Annotated in this window: 17 protein-coding genes; 12 read left to right on the plus strand and 5 right to left on the minus strand. The window is 43.3% G+C overall.

Features of this window, described 5'->3' with window-relative positions; all coding sequences use genetic code 11:
* Positions 1 to 100 precede the first annotated feature (100 nt).
* From AC1DU2_RS22915 to accC, 6 genes are all read left to right on the plus strand, one after another.
* Positions 101 to 1,270 carry a pyridoxal phosphate-dependent aminotransferase gene (locus tag AC1DU2_RS22915; RefSeq protein ID WP_477387159.1) on the plus strand — a complete coding sequence of 390 codons (1,170 nt, stop codon included), beginning with the start codon at positions 101 to 103 and terminating at the stop codon, positions 1,268 to 1,270.
* 122 nt (positions 1,271 to 1,392) lie between these two features.
* Positions 1,393 to 2,394, plus strand: a complete 1,002-nt coding sequence (locus AC1DU2_RS22920; RefSeq protein WP_477387161.1) for a Hint domain-containing protein — start codon at positions 1,393 to 1,395, stop codon at positions 2,392 to 2,394.
* A 104-nt stretch (positions 2,395 to 2,498) separates the two neighbouring features.
* Positions 2,499 to 3,329 (plus strand): SDR family NAD(P)-dependent oxidoreductase, encoded by an 831-nt coding sequence (locus AC1DU2_RS22925; protein ID WP_477387164.1) that lies wholly within the window; start codon positions 2,499 to 2,501, stop codon positions 3,327 to 3,329.
* Between the two features lie 271 nt (positions 3,330 to 3,600).
* A complete protein-coding gene (locus AC1DU2_RS22930; protein WP_477387166.1) occupies positions 3,601 to 4,137 on the plus strand; it encodes a c-type cytochrome in 537 nt (178 codons plus the stop codon).
* A 177-nt stretch (positions 4,138 to 4,314) separates the two neighbouring features.
* Positions 4,315 to 4,539 (plus strand): hypothetical protein, encoded by a 225-nt coding sequence (locus AC1DU2_RS22935; RefSeq protein WP_477361509.1) that lies wholly within the window; start codon positions 4,315 to 4,317, stop codon positions 4,537 to 4,539.
* Between the two features lie 238 nt (positions 4,540 to 4,777).
* Positions 4,778 to 6,259, plus strand: coding sequence for an acetyl-CoA carboxylase biotin carboxylase subunit (gene accC, locus AC1DU2_RS22940; RefSeq protein ID WP_477361511.1), 1,482 nt, complete (start codon positions 4,778 to 4,780; stop codon positions 6,257 to 6,259).
* Here accC and AC1DU2_RS22945 read toward each other — a convergent pair whose 3' ends face one another.
* Positions 6,260 to 6,904, minus strand: coding sequence for an HAD family hydrolase (locus AC1DU2_RS22945; RefSeq protein WP_477387168.1), 645 nt, complete (start codon positions 6,902 to 6,904; stop codon positions 6,260 to 6,262).
* A 77-nt stretch (positions 6,905 to 6,981) separates the two neighbouring features.
* On the opposite strand from AC1DU2_RS22945, the gene AC1DU2_RS22950 reads away from it, so the two are divergent.
* Complete coding sequence (locus tag AC1DU2_RS22950; RefSeq protein ID WP_477387170.1) at positions 6,982 to 7,467, plus strand: hypothetical protein; 486 nt, start codon at positions 6,982 to 6,984, stop codon at positions 7,465 to 7,467.
* Positions 7,468 to 7,566: 99 nt separating this feature from the next.
* The gene (locus AC1DU2_RS22955) at positions 7,567 to 9,405 is read left to right on the plus strand and encodes an ABC transporter ATP-binding protein (protein WP_477387171.1); all 1,839 of its coding nucleotides are present in this window, start codon (positions 7,567 to 7,569) and stop codon (positions 9,403 to 9,405) included.
* Between the two features lie 144 nt (positions 9,406 to 9,549).
* On the opposite strand, the gene AC1DU2_RS22960 is transcribed toward AC1DU2_RS22955, so the two are convergent.
* On the minus strand, positions 9,550 to 10,389 hold the full coding sequence (locus AC1DU2_RS22960; RefSeq protein ID WP_477387173.1) for an MBL fold metallo-hydrolase: 840 nt from the start codon (positions 10,387 to 10,389) through the stop codon (positions 9,550 to 9,552).
* A 188-nt stretch (positions 10,390 to 10,577) separates the two neighbouring features.
* Positions 10,578 to 11,969: a dihydrolipoyl dehydrogenase gene (gene lpdA, locus AC1DU2_RS22965; RefSeq protein WP_477387176.1), complete on the minus strand. Its 1,392-nt coding sequence runs from the start codon at positions 11,967 to 11,969 to the stop codon at positions 10,578 to 10,580.
* A gap of 368 nt (positions 11,970 to 12,337) precedes the next feature.
* Between lpdA and AC1DU2_RS22970 the strand changes: the two genes are divergently transcribed.
* Complete coding sequence (locus AC1DU2_RS22970; RefSeq protein WP_477387178.1) at positions 12,338 to 15,655, plus strand: TonB-dependent receptor; 3,318 nt, start codon at positions 12,338 to 12,340, stop codon at positions 15,653 to 15,655.
* A gap of 97 nt (positions 15,656 to 15,752) precedes the next feature.
* Here the strand turns inward: AC1DU2_RS22970 and AC1DU2_RS22975 are convergent, their stop codons facing one another.
* Both AC1DU2_RS22975 and AC1DU2_RS22980 read right to left on the minus strand, forming a co-directional pair.
* Positions 15,753 to 16,442, minus strand: coding sequence for a sterol desaturase family protein (locus AC1DU2_RS22975; protein ID WP_477387180.1), 690 nt, complete (start codon positions 16,440 to 16,442; stop codon positions 15,753 to 15,755).
* Between the two features lie 145 nt (positions 16,443 to 16,587).
* Positions 16,588 to 17,769 carry an AIR synthase related protein gene (locus AC1DU2_RS22980; RefSeq protein ID WP_477361527.1) on the minus strand — a complete coding sequence of 394 codons (1,182 nt, stop codon included), beginning with the start codon at positions 17,767 to 17,769 and terminating at the stop codon, positions 16,588 to 16,590.
* A gap of 264 nt (positions 17,770 to 18,033) precedes the next feature.
* Here AC1DU2_RS22980 and AC1DU2_RS22985 point away from each other — a divergent pair, with 264 nt between their 5' ends.
* From AC1DU2_RS22985 to AC1DU2_RS22995, 3 genes are all read left to right on the plus strand, one after another.
* Positions 18,034 to 19,728: a chloride channel protein gene (locus AC1DU2_RS22985; protein WP_477361528.1), complete on the plus strand. Its 1,695-nt coding sequence runs from the start codon at positions 18,034 to 18,036 to the stop codon at positions 19,726 to 19,728.
* A 36-nt stretch (positions 19,729 to 19,764) separates the two neighbouring features.
* The gene (locus AC1DU2_RS22990) at positions 19,765 to 20,016 is read left to right on the plus strand and encodes a hypothetical protein (protein WP_477387182.1); all 252 of its coding nucleotides are present in this window, start codon (positions 19,765 to 19,767) and stop codon (positions 20,014 to 20,016) included.
* A 102-nt stretch (positions 20,017 to 20,118) separates the two neighbouring features.
* Positions 20,119 to 20,228 (plus strand): IS1/IS1595 family N-terminal zinc-binding domain-containing protein (locus AC1DU2_RS22995; protein ID WP_477368435.1); only part of this gene is annotated, 110 nt, incomplete at its 3' end.

Consider the following 20,228-nt stretch of genomic DNA (forward strand, 5'->3'; position numbering starts at 1 on the left):
CGAATAATTTAATAATAACGAATAAACTATAATTGGAGAAAGAGTAAAGGCAGCTTCGTCTTGACTCTTGATTCTTAACTCTTGATTCTAATTTAAAACCATGGCAAACTCACTTAACCGCAGAAACTGGATCAAGTCCAGCGCACTTATGGCCGGGGGACTGGCCTTCTTTTCGGGCACAATCAGCAAGGTGGCCGCTATGCCGGTTGCTAAAAAACTGGCCCCACTGGCTAAACGCTTTACCGATATGGATGCCATAGCAGATGCACCACCGGTATTAAAGGCCCGCTTGCTGGCCAATGAAAATCCATTTGGCCCGTCGCCCGCAGCAAAAAAAGCAATCCAGGAAGCTATCGACCTGGGTTACCAATACCCAATGCAATCAATGGGGATGCTTTATGATAAAATTGCCAACTACGAAGGAATTTCTTCCGGTAACATCCTGATGGAATCCGGCTCATCGCCGTTATTACTGGCTGCCGCCATGTATTACAGCAAGGGGGGAAAAAGTATCATCACCGGCGATCCATCTTATGACGACCTGCCATCGCATGCCGAAAGACTGGAAGGCAAATGGGTTAAAGTACCATTGACAGCCGACTATAAACTTGACCTGGACGCCATGGAGGCCAAAATTGACGCCAACACAGGGCTGGTTTATATCTGTAACCCTAATAACCCAACGGCTACAATATTGGATACCGCCAAATTAAAAGCATTTTGCGAACGGGTATCTAAAAAAGTAACTGTTTTTGTTGATGAAGCCTACATAGATTACCTGCCCGATCCAAAAGGTTCCTCGATGATAAGTACCATGAAAGCTGGTAGCAATATTATAGTTGCCCGTACATTCTCTAAACTATATGGTTTTGCTGGCTTGCGCTGCGGGTACATCGTGGCTCAGCCAGATACTGTTAAAGCTTTATCTAATTATACAACAGGCTTCTCCCTTTCGGCTACAACCATTGCCGGCGCTATTGCCGGTTATCGCGAGGAGGCATTTTTGAAAGAAGCTTTAGAAAAAACGCTGGCATCAAAAGAGTATTTATACTCGGTGTTGAAAAAGGAAGGCTACGAATACATTCCGTCATCAGCCAATTTTGTGATGTTCCCTTTAAAAATGGACAGCAAAAAATTTGTAACCGAAATGATGAAACGCGGCGTAGGTGTACGCAGCTGGCAGTTTAACGGCAAAGAGTGGTGCCGCGTAAGCATCGGCCGCATGGACGAAATGGAAGCCTTTGCCGAGGCGTTTAAACAACTAAGTTAACAGCCCCACCCAAACCCTCCCCTAAAGGGAGAGGGCTTTAAAAATTAAATTCATCGAACTTTAATAACAATACTGACAAAATTAAAATCTCCCCCTGAAGGGGGAGATTTAGAGGGGGCTTTATGCGTAAACTAACATTAACAATACTTTTAACCGGTTCTATTTATTTAAGCCGTGCGCAAACAACAGCGGCGGTTAATCCTCGTCCGCTTACTATGGATGAGTACAACAAAGCACAAACTTTTACCATTTCCGATCTGGATAAGGATACTTATGTAAAGTTCGAGAATGCTTATGTTCTTGACAGATACGAAAACCGGAAACCTTATTTCATCACCGGATCTGACGGACTAAAAAAACGCGTGGATATATACAGACTGGTAGCTAAAGAAGGCATGCAGGAAATTGGGCTGATGGTATTTTATACTAACGAGAAAGGTAAACTATACAAAGCGTTGGTGCCCGATTTTACCGCTGATGGTAAAGTATGGGAAAAGTACTTTTTAGATATTGATAACATTAATAAAGTAGAAACCAATTTTATCCTGAAGCTATCCTATGTGCTGTCGAAAGAGCTGAGTTTTCAGCAATATAAAGTGCTGAATGGTGGTAAGGATATGAAGGAAGAATCGGCCACTTACGGAAACGATATCTGTTTTCCTGGTGACGAAATGGTAACAATGGCCAACGGTGGCAAAAAAATGCTGAGCGCTATTAAAAGTGGCGATGAAGTAATTACCATTGACCCGGCTACCAATAAAAGTTCGGTAGTAAAGGTAAAGGAGTTAACCACCCACGAAGCAAAAAATTACGCATTAACACGCCTGGTACTTGTTGCTGCTGATGTTAAAAATACTAAAGCAGGCCGGTTGGTAAACCTGAATACCAAAGTATTGCAGGCCACGCCAAACCATCCGATGCTTACCAAACAAGGCAACCTGAAAATGGGCGAGATTACTACCGGCCAGGAAGTGCTTTGCCTTAACGAGCAAACCGGTAAATACGAGACCTTTACTGTACTTCAAAAAACAGAAAATGGCGGCGGTATCCAAAAAGTTTACAACATAGTAGCCGATGGCGGCAGCACCCTGCTGATGAACGGCGTTATGGTGATGCAAAAGTAAACCCCACCCAACCCTCCCCGTAGGGGAGGGTTTTAAAACTCATTCTTTAAGGAAAAACCTCTATCTTGCCAATCAAAAGCTCCCCCTTTAGGGGGCTGGGGGGAATGGCAATAAAAACCACTGTTATTACGGGTGCCACATCAGGCATCGGAAAAGAAACCGCACTTTCATTGGCCCGGCAGGGGCATTCGCTTTATCTGTTGGTGCGCAACACACACAAAGGCGGGGAACTCAAAACCTATTTAATTAACGAAACCGGGAACAAGGAAGTGCACGTTATTAAATGCGACCTGGCCGATTTGCAAACCGTGCGCGATGCCGCCGCCGAATTATCCGGCAAGTTATTTGCTATCAATACGCTCATTAACAATGCAGGAGGTATTTTTGCCGAACGCGCGCTAAGTAAAGATGGTTTTGAATTAACCTTCACTATTAACCACCTCGGGCATTTTTTGTTAACTAACCTGTTAATGCCGCTGCTGCAAAAAGGGCAGGCGCGTATTATCAACGTTAGCTCAGAAGCGCATAAGCGCGGTACCCCGCAGTTTGATGATTTGCAATACGAGCGCTCATACAATGCCTGGAAAGTTTATGGGATGAATAAATTGTTCAATATTTATTTTACCCAATCGCTGGCGTCAAAATTTGCAAATAAAGGTATTCTCGCTTTTTCATTGCACCCTGGTGTGGTTAATACCCATTTTTGGGATGATTTTAAAGGGCTGGGCAAACTGATGACCACCCTCATCCGTCCGTTTATGGTCAGTGCGCAGCAAGGCGCCGCAACTACCGTTTTCCTGGCAACCGCACCACGCCTTGATAAATATAACGGAGGCTATTTCAAAAAGAAAAAAATTGCCAAAACATCTGCCATCGCCACAGATACCGCTGCCCGCGACAAACTTTGGGCTATCAGCGAGAAATTATGCCTTTGATGATGTGCAGATTTTAAATGTGCAGATATGCAGATTTCAGATGCAAATTTTTGAAGGAAGATTTAGATGTACAGATTTTGGGAATTAGTTAATCGCATAAAAAGTTAATTAGAGTAATGGAGTAAACCATCAATTCATCATCTGCATATCTGCACATTTGAAATCTGCACATCTACCACTCTGTATCTAAAAAGTTACCAATTAATCGTTATTTTAAAAGTTGTAACATTCAAACTTAATATCTACATTAGATGACTTAAATATGACAATTATGCTGGTAAACAAAAAAATATTAGTTACCCTTGGTTTAATGTCGGTAGTGGTAGTAGGTGCCATGACATCGATGACGCCCAAAAAGGCGGATGAGCCGGGTTGGAAAAACCTGAAGGTATTGCCCAAAAACATTACTAAAGATCAACTTCACGGTGTAATGGATGAGTGGGAGCACTCTTTGGGCGTACATTGCAACTTTTGCCACGTACGTGATGAAGCTGCAAAACAAATGGACTGGGCAAGTGATGCCAAGCCGGAGAAGAAAATGGCCCGCGATATGTTCAAGATGATGAACAAAATCAACGAAAAATATTTTGATGCCAAAAAAGATTCATTAGGCTTAACGTTAAAGTCAGGTGTCAACTGCTACAGTTGTCACCGCGGCTCGGCGCATCCCGAAGTAACATTGCCGGCCGGCCGTGGTCCGGGCGGTCCTCCTCCGGGCGCTCCGGGTGTTGGTCCGGGTGGTCCTCCTCCAGGCGGTCAGCCTGGTCCGCCACCGGCAGGTACACCTGCGCCTGATAAAAAGGAATAATTTGATATAAAGGCCTGTGACATCAATCACAGGCCTTTATTATTTAAACAACAAGCTGAAAATAGGTACGCAATAAGTTAAAAAAGCCCTTTTTTAATACTCCTTTCAATATTCATAAAAAATTCATAAAAATTATTTATTTTAGGGCTTGTAAGTACCCCTTAATAAATAAACGATATGACAGCCGAGTTAGATGCAAAAAACGGCATTGACAACATTGTAAAAATAAAACCTTTAGCTTCGCAAAAGGATTTGCGTTGCCGTAGCTGCGGAAATGTAGGTATATCCCGTATAAAAAGAGGAGCGTTGGTTAAAACGCTGTTTTTTTGGTTGCCGCTTAAACACTACGTTTGCTATCGCTGTAGTCGTAAAAGCTACAGGCTTGATCGGTCTGGCAGGTAACCGCTGAGGCGAATTGTCCGGTTAGTGTCTCTTCATACTTTTAAGTTAAACAAATAGGCTCAGTTTAAATACCGGGCATTGGTTGTTTAGTGTCGAATGAACTCAAAAGCCCCGGTTTTTAGGTATGTAAATTCTTTACCTGATATTATTTATACGCCATGTTTTTTTGTCCTTAATAAGTATTAGCAATACCTAAAAATTTCCGGCTGCTAACCGTTAAATCAGTTACATTTGTTTTATGCAAAAAATACTGGTAGCCAACCGGGGCGAAATAGCCTTAAGGGTAATGCGGTCCGCACGCGAAATGGGCATTAAAACTGTCGCGGTTTACTCGGATGCTGATCGTGATGCATTGCATGTGCGGTATGCTGATGAAGCTGTTCATATTGGCGCTGCCCCGTCTAATCAATCTTATCTTGTTGGCGAAAAGATTATAGCGGCCTGTATAAAAACCGGCGCCGAGGGCATACACCCCGGTTATGGTTTTTTGAGCGAGAATGCAGCTTTTGCAAAACTGGTACGCCAGGCAGGCCTTATTTTGATAGGGCCATCGCCCGAAGCCATGGAGATTATGGGCAATAAGCTATCGGCCAAGGCAGCGGCGCTTAAGTACAATATCCCCATGGTGCCCGGTACCGAAGAGGCAATAACCGATGTAGCCGAGGCAAAAAAACGGGCAGTTGAAGTTGGTTTTCCTATATTAATAAAGGCCGCCGCCGGTGGCGGTGGTAAAGGCATGCGTATAGTTGACGGCCCCGGTGACTTTGAAGAGCAAATGCAGTTAGCTGTATCCGAAGCTACTTCGGCCTTTGGCGATGGATCGGTATTTATTGAGCGGTATGTTTCGTCGCCAAGGCATATCGAGATCCAGGTTCTGGGCGATACTCATGGTAATATTGTGCACCTGTTTGAACGCGATTGCTCGGTACAACGCCGCCATCAAAAGGTGATTGAAGAAGCACCTTCAAAAGTGCTTACCCCGGCCATAAGGGAACAAATGGGCAAATGCGCGGTTGATGTAGCCCGATCCGTAAAGTACACAGGTGCCGGTACGGTGGAGTTTATTATGGATGACGCGCTCAATTTTTATTTCCTGGAGATGAATACCCGGCTGCAGGTTGAGCACCCGGTTACAGAACTAATTACCGGGATTGACCTTGTAAAGGAGCAAATTAACATAGCCCGCGGCTTGCCTATCAGTTTTAAACAGGAGGATTTGCAAATACGCGGCCATGCCATGGAACTAAGGGTGTATGCTGAAGACCCCGCCAATAATTTCCTGCCGGATATTGGCACCCTGCAAACTTATATAACGCCAAAGGGGCCGGGAGTAAGGGTTGATGATGGCTTTGAGCAAGGCATGGAAATCCCCATTTATTACGACCCGATGATAGCTAAACTGATAACTTATGGCAAAGACCGCGCCGAAGCCATAGAACGCATGATAAGGGCAATTGACGAATACCAGATAACCGGAATCACCACCACATTGGGCTTTGGCAAATTTGTAATGCAGCACGAGGCTTTTACATCGGGCAATTTTGACACCCATTTTGTAAAAAAATACTTTAGCCCCGAGGATTTACAAACCGGGAATGAACAGGAAGCTAAGATTGCCGCAATATTGATGGAACAATTGCTTGGCAACAAGAAAGCTATTGTGGCGGCTAATGTTATTGCCGAACCAAGTAATTGGGTAAAAAACCGGAGCAGGTTGTAGTTACAAAAGCTCGGTCAGTTCAGCAAAACTATCCACTGTAGCCACCATACCATCGGGCACAACCCCGAAACCGTAGCTTGCAAAAATGAATGGTACACCGGCTTTTGTTGCCGATGTGTAATCGCCCATGGTATCGCCTACATATACAGGTGCCTGAAGGCCATGATCGTTCACGATATCTATAATATTATCTGCCTTGGGGTTGCCTTTGGTGCCAAAGCACTGGTGCGCCAGAAAATAAGGGTGCATGTTATTTAAATCCAGGAATACCTCAATATATCCACTTTGGCAGTTACTCACAATATATAGCTTGTATTTTGTGCCCAGGTATTTCAGTGTTTCTTCCAGCTTGGGGTAAAGCTCGCCACCTTTTTTATGCAATATTTCCAGTTCGCTTACAGCACACAGGGCTTGCACTTCCTTACGCTGTTCATCGCTCAGGGTGGGGAATAGCTTATCAAATATGGCATCATAGGTCATGCCGGTAATTGATCTTACACGGTCAACAGTCATGTCTTCGTTCAAATAATCAACCTGGTTAATGGCGTGTTGCCAGGCCAGCGCCACGTTTGCGGTGCTATCCCAAAGGGTGCCATCCAAATCAAAAATTATACTGTCGAATTTGTTTTGTAGTGAAGTGCTCATGATGGCGGCAAAAATAGAGGTTTATTTTTCTGTGTGGCAGATGGCGCCGATTTATTTTATATTTAGATTATAAAAAGATGGTCTATTTTAAAAAAGTTACATTTAACGCAGAAGATGAAGCTATACTGGAAGCTGCGTTAGCTAAGGTTTCTGAAGAACGGCAAAGTCTGGTTGGGTTTCAACCCAAGACGGCTAATCAATTTTTTGCGAAGCAGATAGTTAAAAACAACATCAATTATACCCGTTTAATGTCGCGGTTTGATAGGTTTATGCCTAAGCTGATTTTTAATACCGTGACTAAGGAAGGCAACTGCGTTTGCCGGTTTGCTTTAAGTAACCGTTCTGCCGCTGTTTTGATACTGATTACCGGCGGTATTATTGCCAATACCATGTTGGCCGACAATAATGTTCCGCATTATGCCGCGCTGATAGTCCTCAGTTCAGCTTTAGTCATTTTTATTTTATCCATTATATTGGAGTGCCTGCAAACGCAAATGAAAATAAAAAGGGCTGTATCATCCTATAAATTGATACAACGGCTTAAACTGTTACATAAAATGTAGCTATTGTCATCCACCCCTCACAAATACCGGCGCTGTATGCTAATCCCTTACCAATTGAGTAAATTTGTTTAAATACATTAAACAAAGAAAGATTTTATATTGAATACCAACCGCCCGCCCAAAAACACCATCGACAACAAAATAACCTTAAAAGAACGTTTTGACGCGTTGCGCAACCTGCCTGCCTTTTTTAGCCTGGTATGGCAAACCAACCGCTGGATGACTGTAGTTAACGCGCTTTTGCGCATTGCCCGGTCGGCCATGCCGCTTGGCTTGCTGTATGTTGGCAAGCTTATTATTGATAAGGTAGTTGCCATAAGCCACAGCCAGGTAAAAGATATGGCCCAGCTTTGGGAACTGGTGGGCATTGAGTTTGCCTTGGCGATATTAACAGATGCGCTAAGCCGCGCCATTACCCTGATGGATAGCCTGCTTGGCGATTTATTTAGCAACCATACATCTGTAAAAATTATGGCGCACGCCGCCACGCTTGATCTTGACCAGTTTGAAGATTCGGTGTTTTATGATAAGCTGGAGCGTGCCCGGCAGCAAACCGTTGGCCGCACTATATTACTATCGCAGGTAATGAGCCAGGTGCAGGATTTAATTACCATGGGCTTTTTGGCCGTAGGGCTCATGACATTTAACCCATGGCTTATTATATTGTTGCTGATAGCCATAATCCCGGCTTTTTTAGGCGAATCGTACTTTAACGATCGAAGCTACGCCCTTACCCGCGGCCAAACGCCCGAGCGGCGCGAACTGGATTATATCCGTTACCTGGGCGCAAGCGACGAGACCGCTAAGGAGGTGAAGATTTTTGATCTTTCGGGGTTTATCATTAACCGGTTTAAGCAGCTTTCGAATAAATTTTATGCTGATAATAAACGGCTGGCCATCAACCGATCCTTATGGGGTACGTTTTTTGCCATGCTGGGCAGCCTTGGTTACTACGGGGCTTATGTGGTGATCATTGTACGCGCGGTAAAAGGCAGTGTAACTATAGGCGAATTGGCTTTTCTTGCAGGCTCGTTCAGGCAGCTAAGGACTTTGCTTGAGGGCATACTTACCCGCTTTACAGCCGTATCGCAAGGTGCTATTTACCTGCGCGATTTTTTTGAATTTTTTGAGATCGAACCTAAAATTAAACTTTCGGTAAGTGGCCTGCCATTCCCTGGAACTATACAACAGGGCTTTACTTTTGAGGATGTTGGGTTCAGGTACCTCAACTCCGACAAATGGGCCAACAGGCATCTTAGTTTTACCCTTTACCCCGGCGAAAAGCTGGCGCTGGTAGGAGAGAACGGGGCCGGCAAAACCACCCTGGTTAAATTGCTGTCCCGGTTGTATGACCCAACCGAGGGACGCATATTATTAGATGGCATCGACCTGCGAGAATATGACCTGGCCGATCTGAGGCTTAACGTAGGTATTATCTTCCAGGATTATTTGCGATACCAAATGAGCTTTGCACAAAACATTGCCGTTGGCAAAATAAGCGAACAGGATAACCGGCCACTGATAGAACACTCGGCCCGCCAAAGCCTGGCCGATGTATTGGCTGCCAAATTGCCCGGCGCGTATGACCAACAGCTGGGTAAGCGCTTTGCCGATGGCGTTGAACTGTCGGGCGGCGAATGGCAAAAGGTTGCCCTTGCCCGCGCCTACATGCGCGATGCGCAGCTGTTGATATTGGACGAGCCAACATCAGCCCTTGACGCCCGCGCAGAATTCAATGTTTTTGAACGTTTTGCCGAACTTACTAAAGGACGGTCGGCGGTACTCATCTCGCACAGGTTTAGCACCGTGCGGATGGCCGATAGGATACTGGTACTGGAAAAAGGCGAACTTGTTGAAATTGGCAGCCACGAAGAGCTGCTTCTGAAAGGCGGCCGCTATGCCGAGTTATTTGACTTGCAGGCGGCGGGGTATAGGTAGTTGTGCGTTGTGAGTTCTGAGTTCTGAGTTCTGAGTTCTGAGTTCTGAGTTCTGAGTTCTGAGTTCTGAGTTCTGAGTAGCATTATGTTAAATGAGGCGTTAAGTGGGTATACCCAAAGAAGTGTTATTTAGAGGAACGAATGGTTACAGCTCACTCAATTTAAATGTATCCTTTACCCTGACGCCTTTTTCTGTTTGCTGCAGTGTGCAGCACTCGTTTATCGGGTCGTGCTCAAAGTAAAGCACGTAATCCTGCTCCAGGGACTCTGTAAGGAATAGTTTTTTCTCTTTAAGGGTAGTAAGTGGGAACATGTCATAAGCCATTACGTAGGGTAGCGGGAGGTGGCCTACCGATGGCAGCAGATCGGCCATGTAAAGTATTTTTTTGCCTTTGTAGCTAATAAGGGGCAACATCATCGCTTCGGTATGGCCGGATACAAAACGGATATCAAAACCATCGGCAAAGTTGATCCCGTCTTGTGCATCTATAAATTTCAGCTGGCCGCTTTCCTGTATAGGTAATATATTTTCTTTTAAAAAAGAGGCCTTTTCCCGGTCATTAGGGTTTATTGCCCAATCCCAATGTTTTGGGTTACTCCAGTATGTTGCGTTTCTGAAGGTGGGTAGCAGCTTTTCGCCGTCGCGCACAACTGCACCACCTACGTGGTCAAAATGCAAGTGGGTCAAAAATACATCGGTAATATCATCGCGGTGAAAACCAAGCGCAGCAAGCGAACTATCCAGTGCAGCATCCCCGTGTAAATAATAGTGGCTTAAAAACTTTTCGTCCTGCTTATTGCCAATACCGGTATCTACCAATATTAAACGGCTGCCATTTTCAACCAACAGGCAACGCATAGCCCAGGTGCATAGGTTATTGCTATCGGCGGGGTTGGTTTTGTTCCAAATGGTTTTTGGTACCACCCCAAACATGGCACCCCCATCTAATTTAAAAAAGCCGGTATCGATGGTGTGTAGTTTCATAGTGTAAGTCAAAATTCAAAATTCAAAAATCGATTAGCAAGATTGAAATTCAAAAGTCAAAAAAGCCTTTCTGACGTAATATTAAAGAAAAAATTAAAAGGCCGACAGTTTATGACTATCGACCTTTTAACTTTTATACGCCATGCCCTAAGGACAAGCATTTTTGACTTTTGAATTTTACTTTTGACTTACAAGTGTATTACTTCGTCATAAGCGGCAGCAGCAGCTTCCATTACGGCTTCGCTCATGGTTGGGTGCGGGTGAACCGACTTGATGATTTCATGACCGGTAGCTTCCAGCTTGCGGGCTGTAACTACTTCGGCAATCATTTCGGTAACGTTTAGGCCCAGCATGTGCGCGCCCAGGAATTCGCCGTATTTGGCATCAAATATCAGTTTTACGAAACCATCTTTAGCGCCGGCAGCACTTGCCTTACCTGATGCCGAGAATGGGAATTTACCAACTTTAATTTCGTAACCTGCCTCTTTAGCTGCTTTTTCGGTATAACCTACTGATGCAACTTCGGGCGAGCAATAAGTACAACCCGGAATGTTGTTATAATCTAAAGGATGTGGGTTTTGACCGGCAATTTTTTCAACGCAAATAATACCTTCGGCAGATGCAACGTGGGCAAGGGCCTGGCCTTTTACAATATCGCCAATGGCGTAAACGCCCTCAATATTCGTTTTGTAATAATCATCAACCAATACTTTGCCACGTTCGGTTTTAACACCAACTTCTTCCAGGCCGATGCCTTCAATGTTGGTAGATATACCTACAGCTGATAAAACGATCTCGGCTTCGATAACTTCGGTACCGGTAGCCGTTTTTACGTTTACCTTGCAAAGTTCGCCTGTGCTGTCAACAGATTCCACATTTGCGCTGGTAAGGATGTTGATGCCTTGTTTTTTAAGTATGCGTTGTAAGTTTCTTGAAATTTCTTCGTCCTCGAGCGGTACAATATTATCTAAATACTCAACAACGGTAACTTTGGTGCCTATTGAGTTGTAAAAATAAGCAAACTCGATACCGATAGCGCCCGACCCTACTACAACCATTGATTTTGGCTGTTTTGGCAATATCATGGCCTGGCGGTAACCTATAACTTTAACGCCATCCTGTTTTATATTTGGTAACTCGCGGCTGCGGCCACCTGTTGCAAGAATGATGCTGGTGGCTGTAATTTGTTTAGTGCTGCCATCATTTAATTTTACTTCAACAACACCCTTTGATTTTAATTTACCAAAACCGGTTATTACTTCGATTTTGTTTTTTTTCATTAAAAACTGTACGCCTTTGCTCATGCCATCGGCTACGCCGCGGCTGCGTTTTATAACTGCGCCAAAATCAACTTCGCCTGTGCCGTTTATTTTGATACCATAATCCTGCGAGTGATTAAGGTATTCAAAAACCTGGGCGCTTTTTAATAAGGCTTTAGTTGGGATACAGCCCCAGTTAAGGCAAATGCCGCCTAATGATTCTTTTTCGATAATGGCAGTTTTTAAACCGAGCTGAGAAGCGCGGATAGCTGCTACGTAGCCACCCGGGCCCGACCCTATAACAATTAAATCGTAGTCCATATTTTTAATGATATACTTTGATAACTAAATTTTTGTTTTGAACGGATTTATAGCCGGATGTGTGATAAACGCAGGAGGCTACATTTTAAAGGCGCAAAGCTAAGTAAAAAGGGGCGAAATGAGAAAACCGAACATTTTACCAGGGCGATAAAAAATTATTTTTACAGCCTAATGTTTGTGTAGGATAAAGTAACAAAATAATTACAAATATTACATTAAATCTACCTTTTTACTATGCATTTTATGTGATTTTATGACATTATGTTGAAAAATATATAAAGATTGTTAACATAAACTTAACATTGACAATGAGGGGATTAGTTATCTTTGCTGCCAATTAACTCAAAGTATAATTAAAAAAGCAATTTATGAGGAAGCATTTACTTCTTTTATTATTATTAACCGGTTTTACATTCCTTATTAACAGGAATGCGGCTGCCCAGGGGGTTACTACCGCCAGCATTAACGGTATCGTTACCGATGCTAAAGGTGCCATCCCGGGTGCAACTGTAACCATTACACACGTACCAACCGGTACAGTGTATGCAACCGTTAGCCGTTCAGACGGCCGGTTTAACATCCCCAACTTAAGGGTTGGCGGTCCGTATACCTTTAAAGTAAGCTTTATTGGTTACAAAACTTATCAGCAGGATAACATTACGTTATCTATCGGTCAGGATCAAAAGCTTTCTGCCGCACTTGAGGATAACACTGCTACTTTGGGCGAAGTAAAAATAACTGCTTCGGGAAGTAAAGTAATTAACTCTTCACGTACCGGAGCCCGCGAAACTATCAGCCGCCAGCAAATTGAAAGCTTGCCTACCATTAACCGTTCACTATCTGACTTCACTAAATTGACTCCATCTGCAAACGGTTTAAGCTTTGGCGGCCGTAGCAGCGGTTACAACAACATCACGGTTGACGGCGCGTTGTTTAACAACTCATTCGGTTTATCAGGTACTTTGGGTGGCCAAACCAGTTCACAGCCTATTTCATTAGATGCGATTGACCAAATCCAGGTTGATATTGCACCTTATGACGTTCGCCAGGGTAATTTTACCGGTGCTGGTGTTAACACTGTAGTAAAATCAGGTACCAACGAATTTAAAGGTACTGTTTATGACTACATCCGCAGTACAGGCCTTACAGGTTACCACGCAGGTGTTACCGATGTTGCCAAAACGCCTTTTAACTATCACCAGGATGGTTTAAGCATTGGTGGCCCAATCATCAAAAATAAATTGTTCTTCTTTTTATCAGGCGAGCAGGAACGCATCAGCAACCCGGCTACTGCATATGTAGCTGCTACCCCAGGTGTAAGTGGTGCTACTGTATCACAAGCAGATGCTGCAACATTAAACTCAATTTCTGATTACCTGAAATCGAAATATAGCTATGATCCAGGTGCTTACCAGGGTTACAGCTATACTACACACAGCGATAAAATCACGGTTAAGTTGGATTGGAACATCAATAAAAATAACACTTTAAGTGCTAAATATTTTTATTTGAAATCATACAAAGACCAACCTGCAAGTAACTCAGGTATCACAGGTATCAGCAATACTACCCGTGCGCCAGGTGTTACAACTTTGCCTTTCTATGGTTCAGGTTACCGTATCAATAATAACTTTAACATTGGTATTATCGAGTTGGATACCCGTATCAGCAATTCATTTTCAAACAGGTTAACTGCAGGTTACTCTGCCCTGCGCGATTACCGTGCTTCATTAGGCGGCGCTGCTATACCAATGGTTGATATCGGTAATGGTGTTTATGATCCATCTACAGGTAAAGAAACAACTGCATCGGCTGTTACAACCAGCTTTGGTTATGAGTTGTTTACTGCAGGTAACTTATTAAGCACAAATATCCTTCAGTTTTCTGATGATTTAACTTATTACGCAGGTAAACATGAGTTTACTGTGGGTATCACAGGCCAGGCACAACGTTACACCAACGGTTTTGCGCCAAACTATAATGGCTTATATACTTACAACTCGGCTTACGATTTCCTGAATGGCTTACCGGCTACTCAGTATTCAACACGTAACTCTGCATTGCCAGATGGTTCATTCCCTTATGCTAAAATCAACGCTTCTATTTATAGCGCGTACATACAGGATAAATGGCATGTTACTGATAACTTAAGGGTAACTTACGGTTTACGTGCTGATTATGACGTATTCCCAACAACATTACAACAAAATGCAAATGTACCTCCTTTAACATTCCAGGGCGGTACGCATGTTGATCCATCGATATTACCTAAAAACAGGGTGCAATTATCACCACGTTTAGGCTTTAACTACGATGTGTTTGGCGATGGTACTACACAACTACGTGGTGGTACAGGCTTATTTGCCGGTACGGTTCCATTTGTATGGGTATCTAACCAGGCATCAAACAACGGTGTGTTATTTGGTTCATATACTGTTAATAAAAGTGCAACTCCAAACGATCCCCGTTTGATTTTTAACCCAGATGTTAACGCTAACCGCCCGGCTGCCGGTGCCGGAGTTGCTAACACATCATACGAGTTAGATGTAGCCAACCCTAAATTGAAGTATCCTAAAATCTGGAGGTCGAATTTGGCTATCGATCAAAGATTGCCAGGTGGTATCATTGCTACAATAGAAGGTTCATACACTAAAGATGTTAACGCTATTTACCACCAAAACCTGGTACTATCTGATGGTTATTCAACATTAGCTGGTCCGGAAGGTCAAATTCGTTACGATTCAAAAAATACAACTCCTGCCGCTGCTGCTGCAACTGCTGCAAACCCAGCTATTACAGGTTTGTATTACATGACCAACACCAGCAAAGGTTATTCATACTTTGTTACTGCCCAGTTACAAAAAAGCTTCAGCAACGGTTTATATGCTAACGTAGCTTACACCCATACAGGTTCAAAAGATGTTAACGATGGTGGTTCAACCGCGTCAACTATCTGGAGCACACGTTATGTAGCAGGTAATCCAAATGCTGATAACCTTTCAAACAGTTCATATGTACAGCCAAACAGGGTAATTGCTTCATTCTCATACAAACATGAGTACTTTAAACATGCTGCAACAACCATTGGTTTGATATTTGAAGCTGCTAACAATGGTGCTGTATCGTACATTACCTCGGGCGATCCAAACGGTGATGGTGCTACCAACGATTTGATGTTTATCCCTAAAAACAAAGGTGACATTATCCTGGTGCCAAATGACGCTAAAGATTTACGTACAGCAGATCAGCTTTGGAGCCAGTTAAATAACTTCATTAACCAGGATCCATACCTGAGCAAACACAGAGGTGAATATGCTCAAAGGAACGGCGCTATATTGCCAACCTTTAAAAGAGCCGATTTACACATTGCACAGGATTTCTTTGTAACTGCGGGTAAAGTGAAAAACACTATTGAAATATCTTTAGATATCATCAACATTGGTAACTTACTTAACCGTAACTGGGGTGTATATCAAAACTCATTTACCGGTTTCAGCAATGGTTCATCAACTGTTACCAAATACATAGGTACTGTGACCAATGCAGCAGGTCAAAAACAAGCTACATATTCATTCCCGTACCTTGATGCAACTAACTTAGTGCCATTGCAATCATCATACAAAGCCGATATCAGCCAGGCTTCACGCTGGCAGGCTCAGTTAGGTTTACGTTATATATTTAACTAATATCACCTAACTATAAAAAAACCCGGCCAATTTTGGCCGGGTTTTTTTATAGACTTTAAAATTCGTGAACGATAGATATCACGCGATTAATTTCTGGCTAATTTTTATAAGTTTTGAAAAGCTTATCCCAAATAGTAGTGTAAAAGCCATAATTATAATGGATGTTTAAGTGGTGGTCATGGTGGAAAGATGATGTGCCCAGGTACCTGAATGGAACTGCTTTCCTGATTTGGGCCGGAACAGGCTCGATACCCAGATGCCCCATGATGCCAAAAAACACATTTACGGTGAGGTAAATTATAACCGCATAAAAATTAAAATTAAACACCGCGATTATGATAAGCCATAATGATCCAAAGCCAACGGTTTCTACAGGGTGCAGTACAAAAAGGTCAATGGGGATGGGATCGGCATAATGATGATGGAAACGATGAATGGCTTTGTAAATGACGGAGTGATGTATGGCGTAATGGAAAATAAACATGGCCAGGTCCATCAGCATAAATAAAGCCACAAAATCAACCAGGATAAACCGGTTGATGGCAAAGCCCATCACGATATACCCATGCTGCCAAAGCCAGAAACCGGCATAGGTTATGGCTGTATTAATTAAATTGGTAAGCAGGCAAATCAACACCTCGTTGCGCGATGCCGTTTTTACCGGCTTCCGGTTAAGTTTGAGTACAAGGTAACCAAAGGCCAGGGCCATTGCGGTAACCAGCAGGTTTTCGGCCAAAAATATGATCCATAAGCTAAATGGTGGCTGTGCCGATAGGAACCTGAGCATAAAGGAGTGATTTTTAAAATTAAATCTACTCAAATCATATTTTTTTGTGGCAGACAGTAATGGTTATAAAAACTTGGCTACACGAAGTATTGTAGTGCCAGCTAAATCCATCATCTGCATATCTGCACATTTAAAATCTGCACATCTACTCGTACTCAAATACCCCAAACTCTGATGTTACGGTTACTTTTTTGGTGTCGGCTTTTTCAACCCGGCCAATAACCTGGGCATCAACGTCAAAACTCTGCGATATGGCTATTAAATCCTGTGCTACCTCTGCAGGTACATAAAGCTCCATGCGGTGGCCCATATTGAACACCTTATACATTTCCTGCCAGCTGGTTTTTGATTCCTGCTGAATGAGTTTAAACAATGGTGGAACAGGGAAAAGGTTGTCTTTGATAATATGCAACTCATCAATAAAGTGCAGTACCTTGGTTTGTGCGCCGCCGCTGCAATGTACCATGCCGTTAATTTGGCTGCGGTATTTATCAAGTATAGCTTTTATAATAGGTGCGTAAGTGCGCGTGGCGCTTAATACCAGTTTGCCTGCTGTTATGGTTTGCCCATTGCCAATGTCAACCAGGTCGGTAAGGTTTTTACTGCCGCTGAAGATAAGGTCATAGGGGATGGCCGAATCGTAACTTTCGGGGTATTTTTGCGCGATCGTTTTGTTAAACACATCATGACGGGCAGATGTTAAGCCGTTTGAGCCCATGCCGCCGTTATATTCTTTTTCGTAAGTGGCCTGGCCGTATGATGCCAAACCCACAATAACATCGCCCGGCTGGATGCGGTGGTTTGATATAACATCGGTACGCGGCATACGGCAGGTAACGGTAGAATCTACAATGATAGTGCGCACCAGGTCGCCTACATCGGCAGTTTCGCCGCCGGTGGAGTAAATACCTATTCCGGCATCGCGCAGTTCGCTTAAAATTTCTTCGGTGCCGTTTATAATGGCAGCAATTACTTCGCCGGGTATCAGGTTTTTATTGCGGCCAATGGTTGATGATAGCAGGATGTTATCCGTTGCGCCAACGCAAAGCAAATCATCAAGGTTCATGATAATAGCATCCTGGGCAATACCGCGCCATACAGATATGTCGCCGGTTTCTTTCCAGTAGGTATAAGCTAATGACGATTTGGTGCCCGCACCATCGGCATGCATAATATTGCAATAGGCGTCGTCGTTTGTTAATATGTCGGGGACTATTTTGCAGAATGCTTTTGGGAAAATGCCCTTATCAATGTTTTTAATGGCATTGTGTACATCATCTTTAGAGGCGGATACACCCCTTTGATCATATCTTTGCGAAGAAATCATGGGCAAATATACGCACGAATTACACGAATTTTATACACGAATTGCAGGAATTGAATTGAGTAGACGCGAATTAATGAAGTTTGAATTTTATAAATAGAATGAATTTTAACGAATGATTATCAAATTTTATAACTTGCAGTGTGTGGTGGAATTGGTGTTAATTCGACCTAATTCGTGAAATTCGTGTTAAAAACAATCTCCTATAAAATAAATCGCTGGCGCCTCAGGCGTAATAGTCAACGGAACTTTTTAATTTATTGTAGTGTGTTTGTTGGTTTTTTTGGCGGCCTGGCAGCTATAGCCTTAAAATTCCTGGTGCACTTTATGGAGGATGTAAGTCGTAATATTTCATCGCACCTGTATTATCATATAGCCTATGTGTTTTTGCCCGCGCTGGGTATTTTTTTAGCGGTAACCTGGCAGCACCTGGGCAACAGGGATAAAATTCAAAAGGGGATAGGCAGTATCCTGGCTAATATTAAAAAGAACCGGTCGAATATCCGCCTCAATAACATTTACTCTCATATTGTAACCAGCTCGTTAACGGTTGGCTTTGGCGGCTCGGCAGGCTTAGAGGCGCCTATTGTAGCTACCGGGGCTGCCATAGGCTCAAACGTGGGTAAGTTTTTTAAGCTTACGCCTTATGAAAAAACAGTACTGCTGGCCGCGGGGGCATCGGCAGGTATCGCGGCCGTATTTAACAGCCCCATTGCAGGGGTATTGTTCTCGTTAGAGATACTGATAGGCGAAATTACCATCCCTACTTTTATTCCTTTACTTATAGCATCGGCAACGGGGGTTGTGGTATCCAAGTTGTTATACTCGGGGCAATTATTTCACCTGGTTACCGAGGGGTGGGTGGTTACGGCTATTCCTTTTTACATTCTGCTGGGCCTGTTTAGCGGTTGGATGGCTATATATATTAATAAGGTAGGGGGTAAGCTGGAGGGGGGCATTTTAAAAAAGCAAAACAGGTATGTGCGTGCACTTTTAGGCGGCTTGTTCCTGGGGCTTATTATTTTAGTGTTTCCGCAACTATTTGGCGAAGGCTATCATTACCTGCAGGCTATTTTAAACGGCAACATTGATGCGCTTAAAGACGAATCATTTTTTGCAGGCTGGCTGTCGAACCCATGGTTTATGCTGGTGTTTATTATCGCGCTGGTTTTTATGAAGATAATAGCCAGCGGTATTACCCTGGGCTCGGGCGGCAACGGCGGCTCGTTTGCGCCCACCATGTTTACCGGGGCTTTTTTAGGATTAACAGTAGCTTACGGGGTAAACCTTACCGGGCTGATACATTTAAATACCAGTAATTTTATAGCAGTGGGTATGGCCGGCGCTTTAAGCGGGGTAATGCATGCCCCGCTCACCGCCATATTTTTGATTGCCGAAATTACCGGGGGGTATGTATTGTTTATCCCGCTTATGATTGTATCATCTATATCCTACATCATATCGCGCCTGTCATCACCTCACAATATTTACTGGCAGCACCTTATTCACGAAAAGGATATTCACCCCGGGCAGGATTATGGCATGCTGAACGCGATATCGCTTGATAGCATTATCAACAAAAAATATACCGCGGTTGACAAGCAAACTACCGTTAATGATTTTTATAAGATACTTGCTGTAACCGATGCCAATATATTCCCGGTACTTAAAGAGGATGGAAGGTTGGAAGGGGTAGTACTGGTTGATGATATACGCAGGCGCCTGTTTAACCAGGAGATAGCCAACGAGACTATCGCCGATATTATGACAGTACCACCGGCAGTAATTGATTACGAACAACCAGCCAGCAGCGTAATGGAAACTTTTGATGCCATTGATGTATGGCAGCTGCCGGTAGCCAAGGATGGCTTATTCATCGGCTTTATATCCAAATCGGCCCTGTTAAGCAAATATCGTGAAGTAATTATTGAGCAGCATAAGGCGAGTGATTTGTTCGCGTAGCTGTAAAATTAATAAATTTGAATTCGATCTATGATTATGAACCAAGGAGATGCCTTTGCCTTTAAAGCCATTGATGGTAATTATAAGGCCATCATTTGTACAAGCGTTTATAAAGAAAGTAGCCCACATATCTATAGATTCGCGGCTTTAACTTATAGTAAGCCGCAGGTGCCATCAATAAACGACATTATAGACAGTGATTTTTTTGGTGTAGCAAATACCAAGGAGGGGCATTTTAAGTATTCAAATGAGGCCTTAAATGATATAATTGCCAAAAATAGTTGGTAGAATATTTGTAATCGACTGTAATAAAGGAATATACATCAAGCAAATTGAAATCGGTTTCAATTTGCTTTTTTTGTTATATGAAATCGTCAAAAAAAGGCGTGTTTGACCTGTAAGAGCACGGATGTAATAAAGTGGGGCAAGCAGAATAAAAAACAGCGATATAAGTGTAAATCATGTGGGCAATTGTTTATTCGGCAGCACGCTGGTGTAAG

The sequence above is a fragment of the Mucilaginibacter sp. P4_C11 genome (assembly GCF_056402115.1).

Coding starts and splice junctions, on each gene's coding strand:
- AC1DU2_RS22915 (WP_477387159.1), top strand. CDS start 101: ATGGCAAACTCACTTAACCGCAGAAACTGGATCAAGTCCAGCGCACTT.
- AC1DU2_RS22920 (WP_477387161.1), top strand. CDS start 1,393: ATGCGTAAACTAACATTAACAATACTTTTAACCGGTTCTATTTATTTA.
- AC1DU2_RS22925 (WP_477387164.1), top strand. CDS start 2,499: ATGGCAATAAAAACCACTGTTATTACGGGTGCCACATCAGGCATCGGA.
- AC1DU2_RS22930 (WP_477387166.1), top strand. CDS start 3,601: ATGCTGGTAAACAAAAAAATATTAGTTACCCTTGGTTTAATGTCGGTA.
- AC1DU2_RS22935 (WP_477361509.1), top strand. CDS start 4,315: ATGACAGCCGAGTTAGATGCAAAAAACGGCATTGACAACATTGTAAAA.
- accC (WP_477361511.1), top strand. CDS start 4,778: ATGCAAAAAATACTGGTAGCCAACCGGGGCGAAATAGCCTTAAGGGTA.
- AC1DU2_RS22945 (WP_477387168.1), bottom strand. CDS start 6,904: ATGAGCACTTCACTACAAAACAAATTCGACAGTATAATTTTTGATTTG.
- AC1DU2_RS22950 (WP_477387170.1), top strand. CDS start 6,982: ATGGTCTATTTTAAAAAAGTTACATTTAACGCAGAAGATGAAGCTATA.
- AC1DU2_RS22960 (WP_477387173.1), bottom strand. CDS start 10,389: ATGAAACTACACACCATCGATACCGGCTTTTTTAAATTAGATGGGGGT.
- lpdA (WP_477387176.1), bottom strand. CDS start 11,969: ATGGACTACGATTTAATTGTTATAGGGTCGGGCCCGGGTGGCTACGTA.
- AC1DU2_RS22970 (WP_477387178.1), top strand. CDS start 12,338: ATGAGGAAGCATTTACTTCTTTTATTATTATTAACCGGTTTTACATTC.
- AC1DU2_RS22975 (WP_477387180.1), bottom strand. CDS start 16,442: ATGCTCAGGTTCCTATCGGCACAGCCACCATTTAGCTTATGGATCATA.
- AC1DU2_RS22980 (WP_477361527.1), bottom strand. CDS start 17,769: ATGATTTCTTCGCAAAGATATGATCAAAGGGGTGTATCCGCCTCTAAA.
- AC1DU2_RS22990 (WP_477387182.1), top strand. CDS start 19,765: ATGAACCAAGGAGATGCCTTTGCCTTTAAAGCCATTGATGGTAATTAT.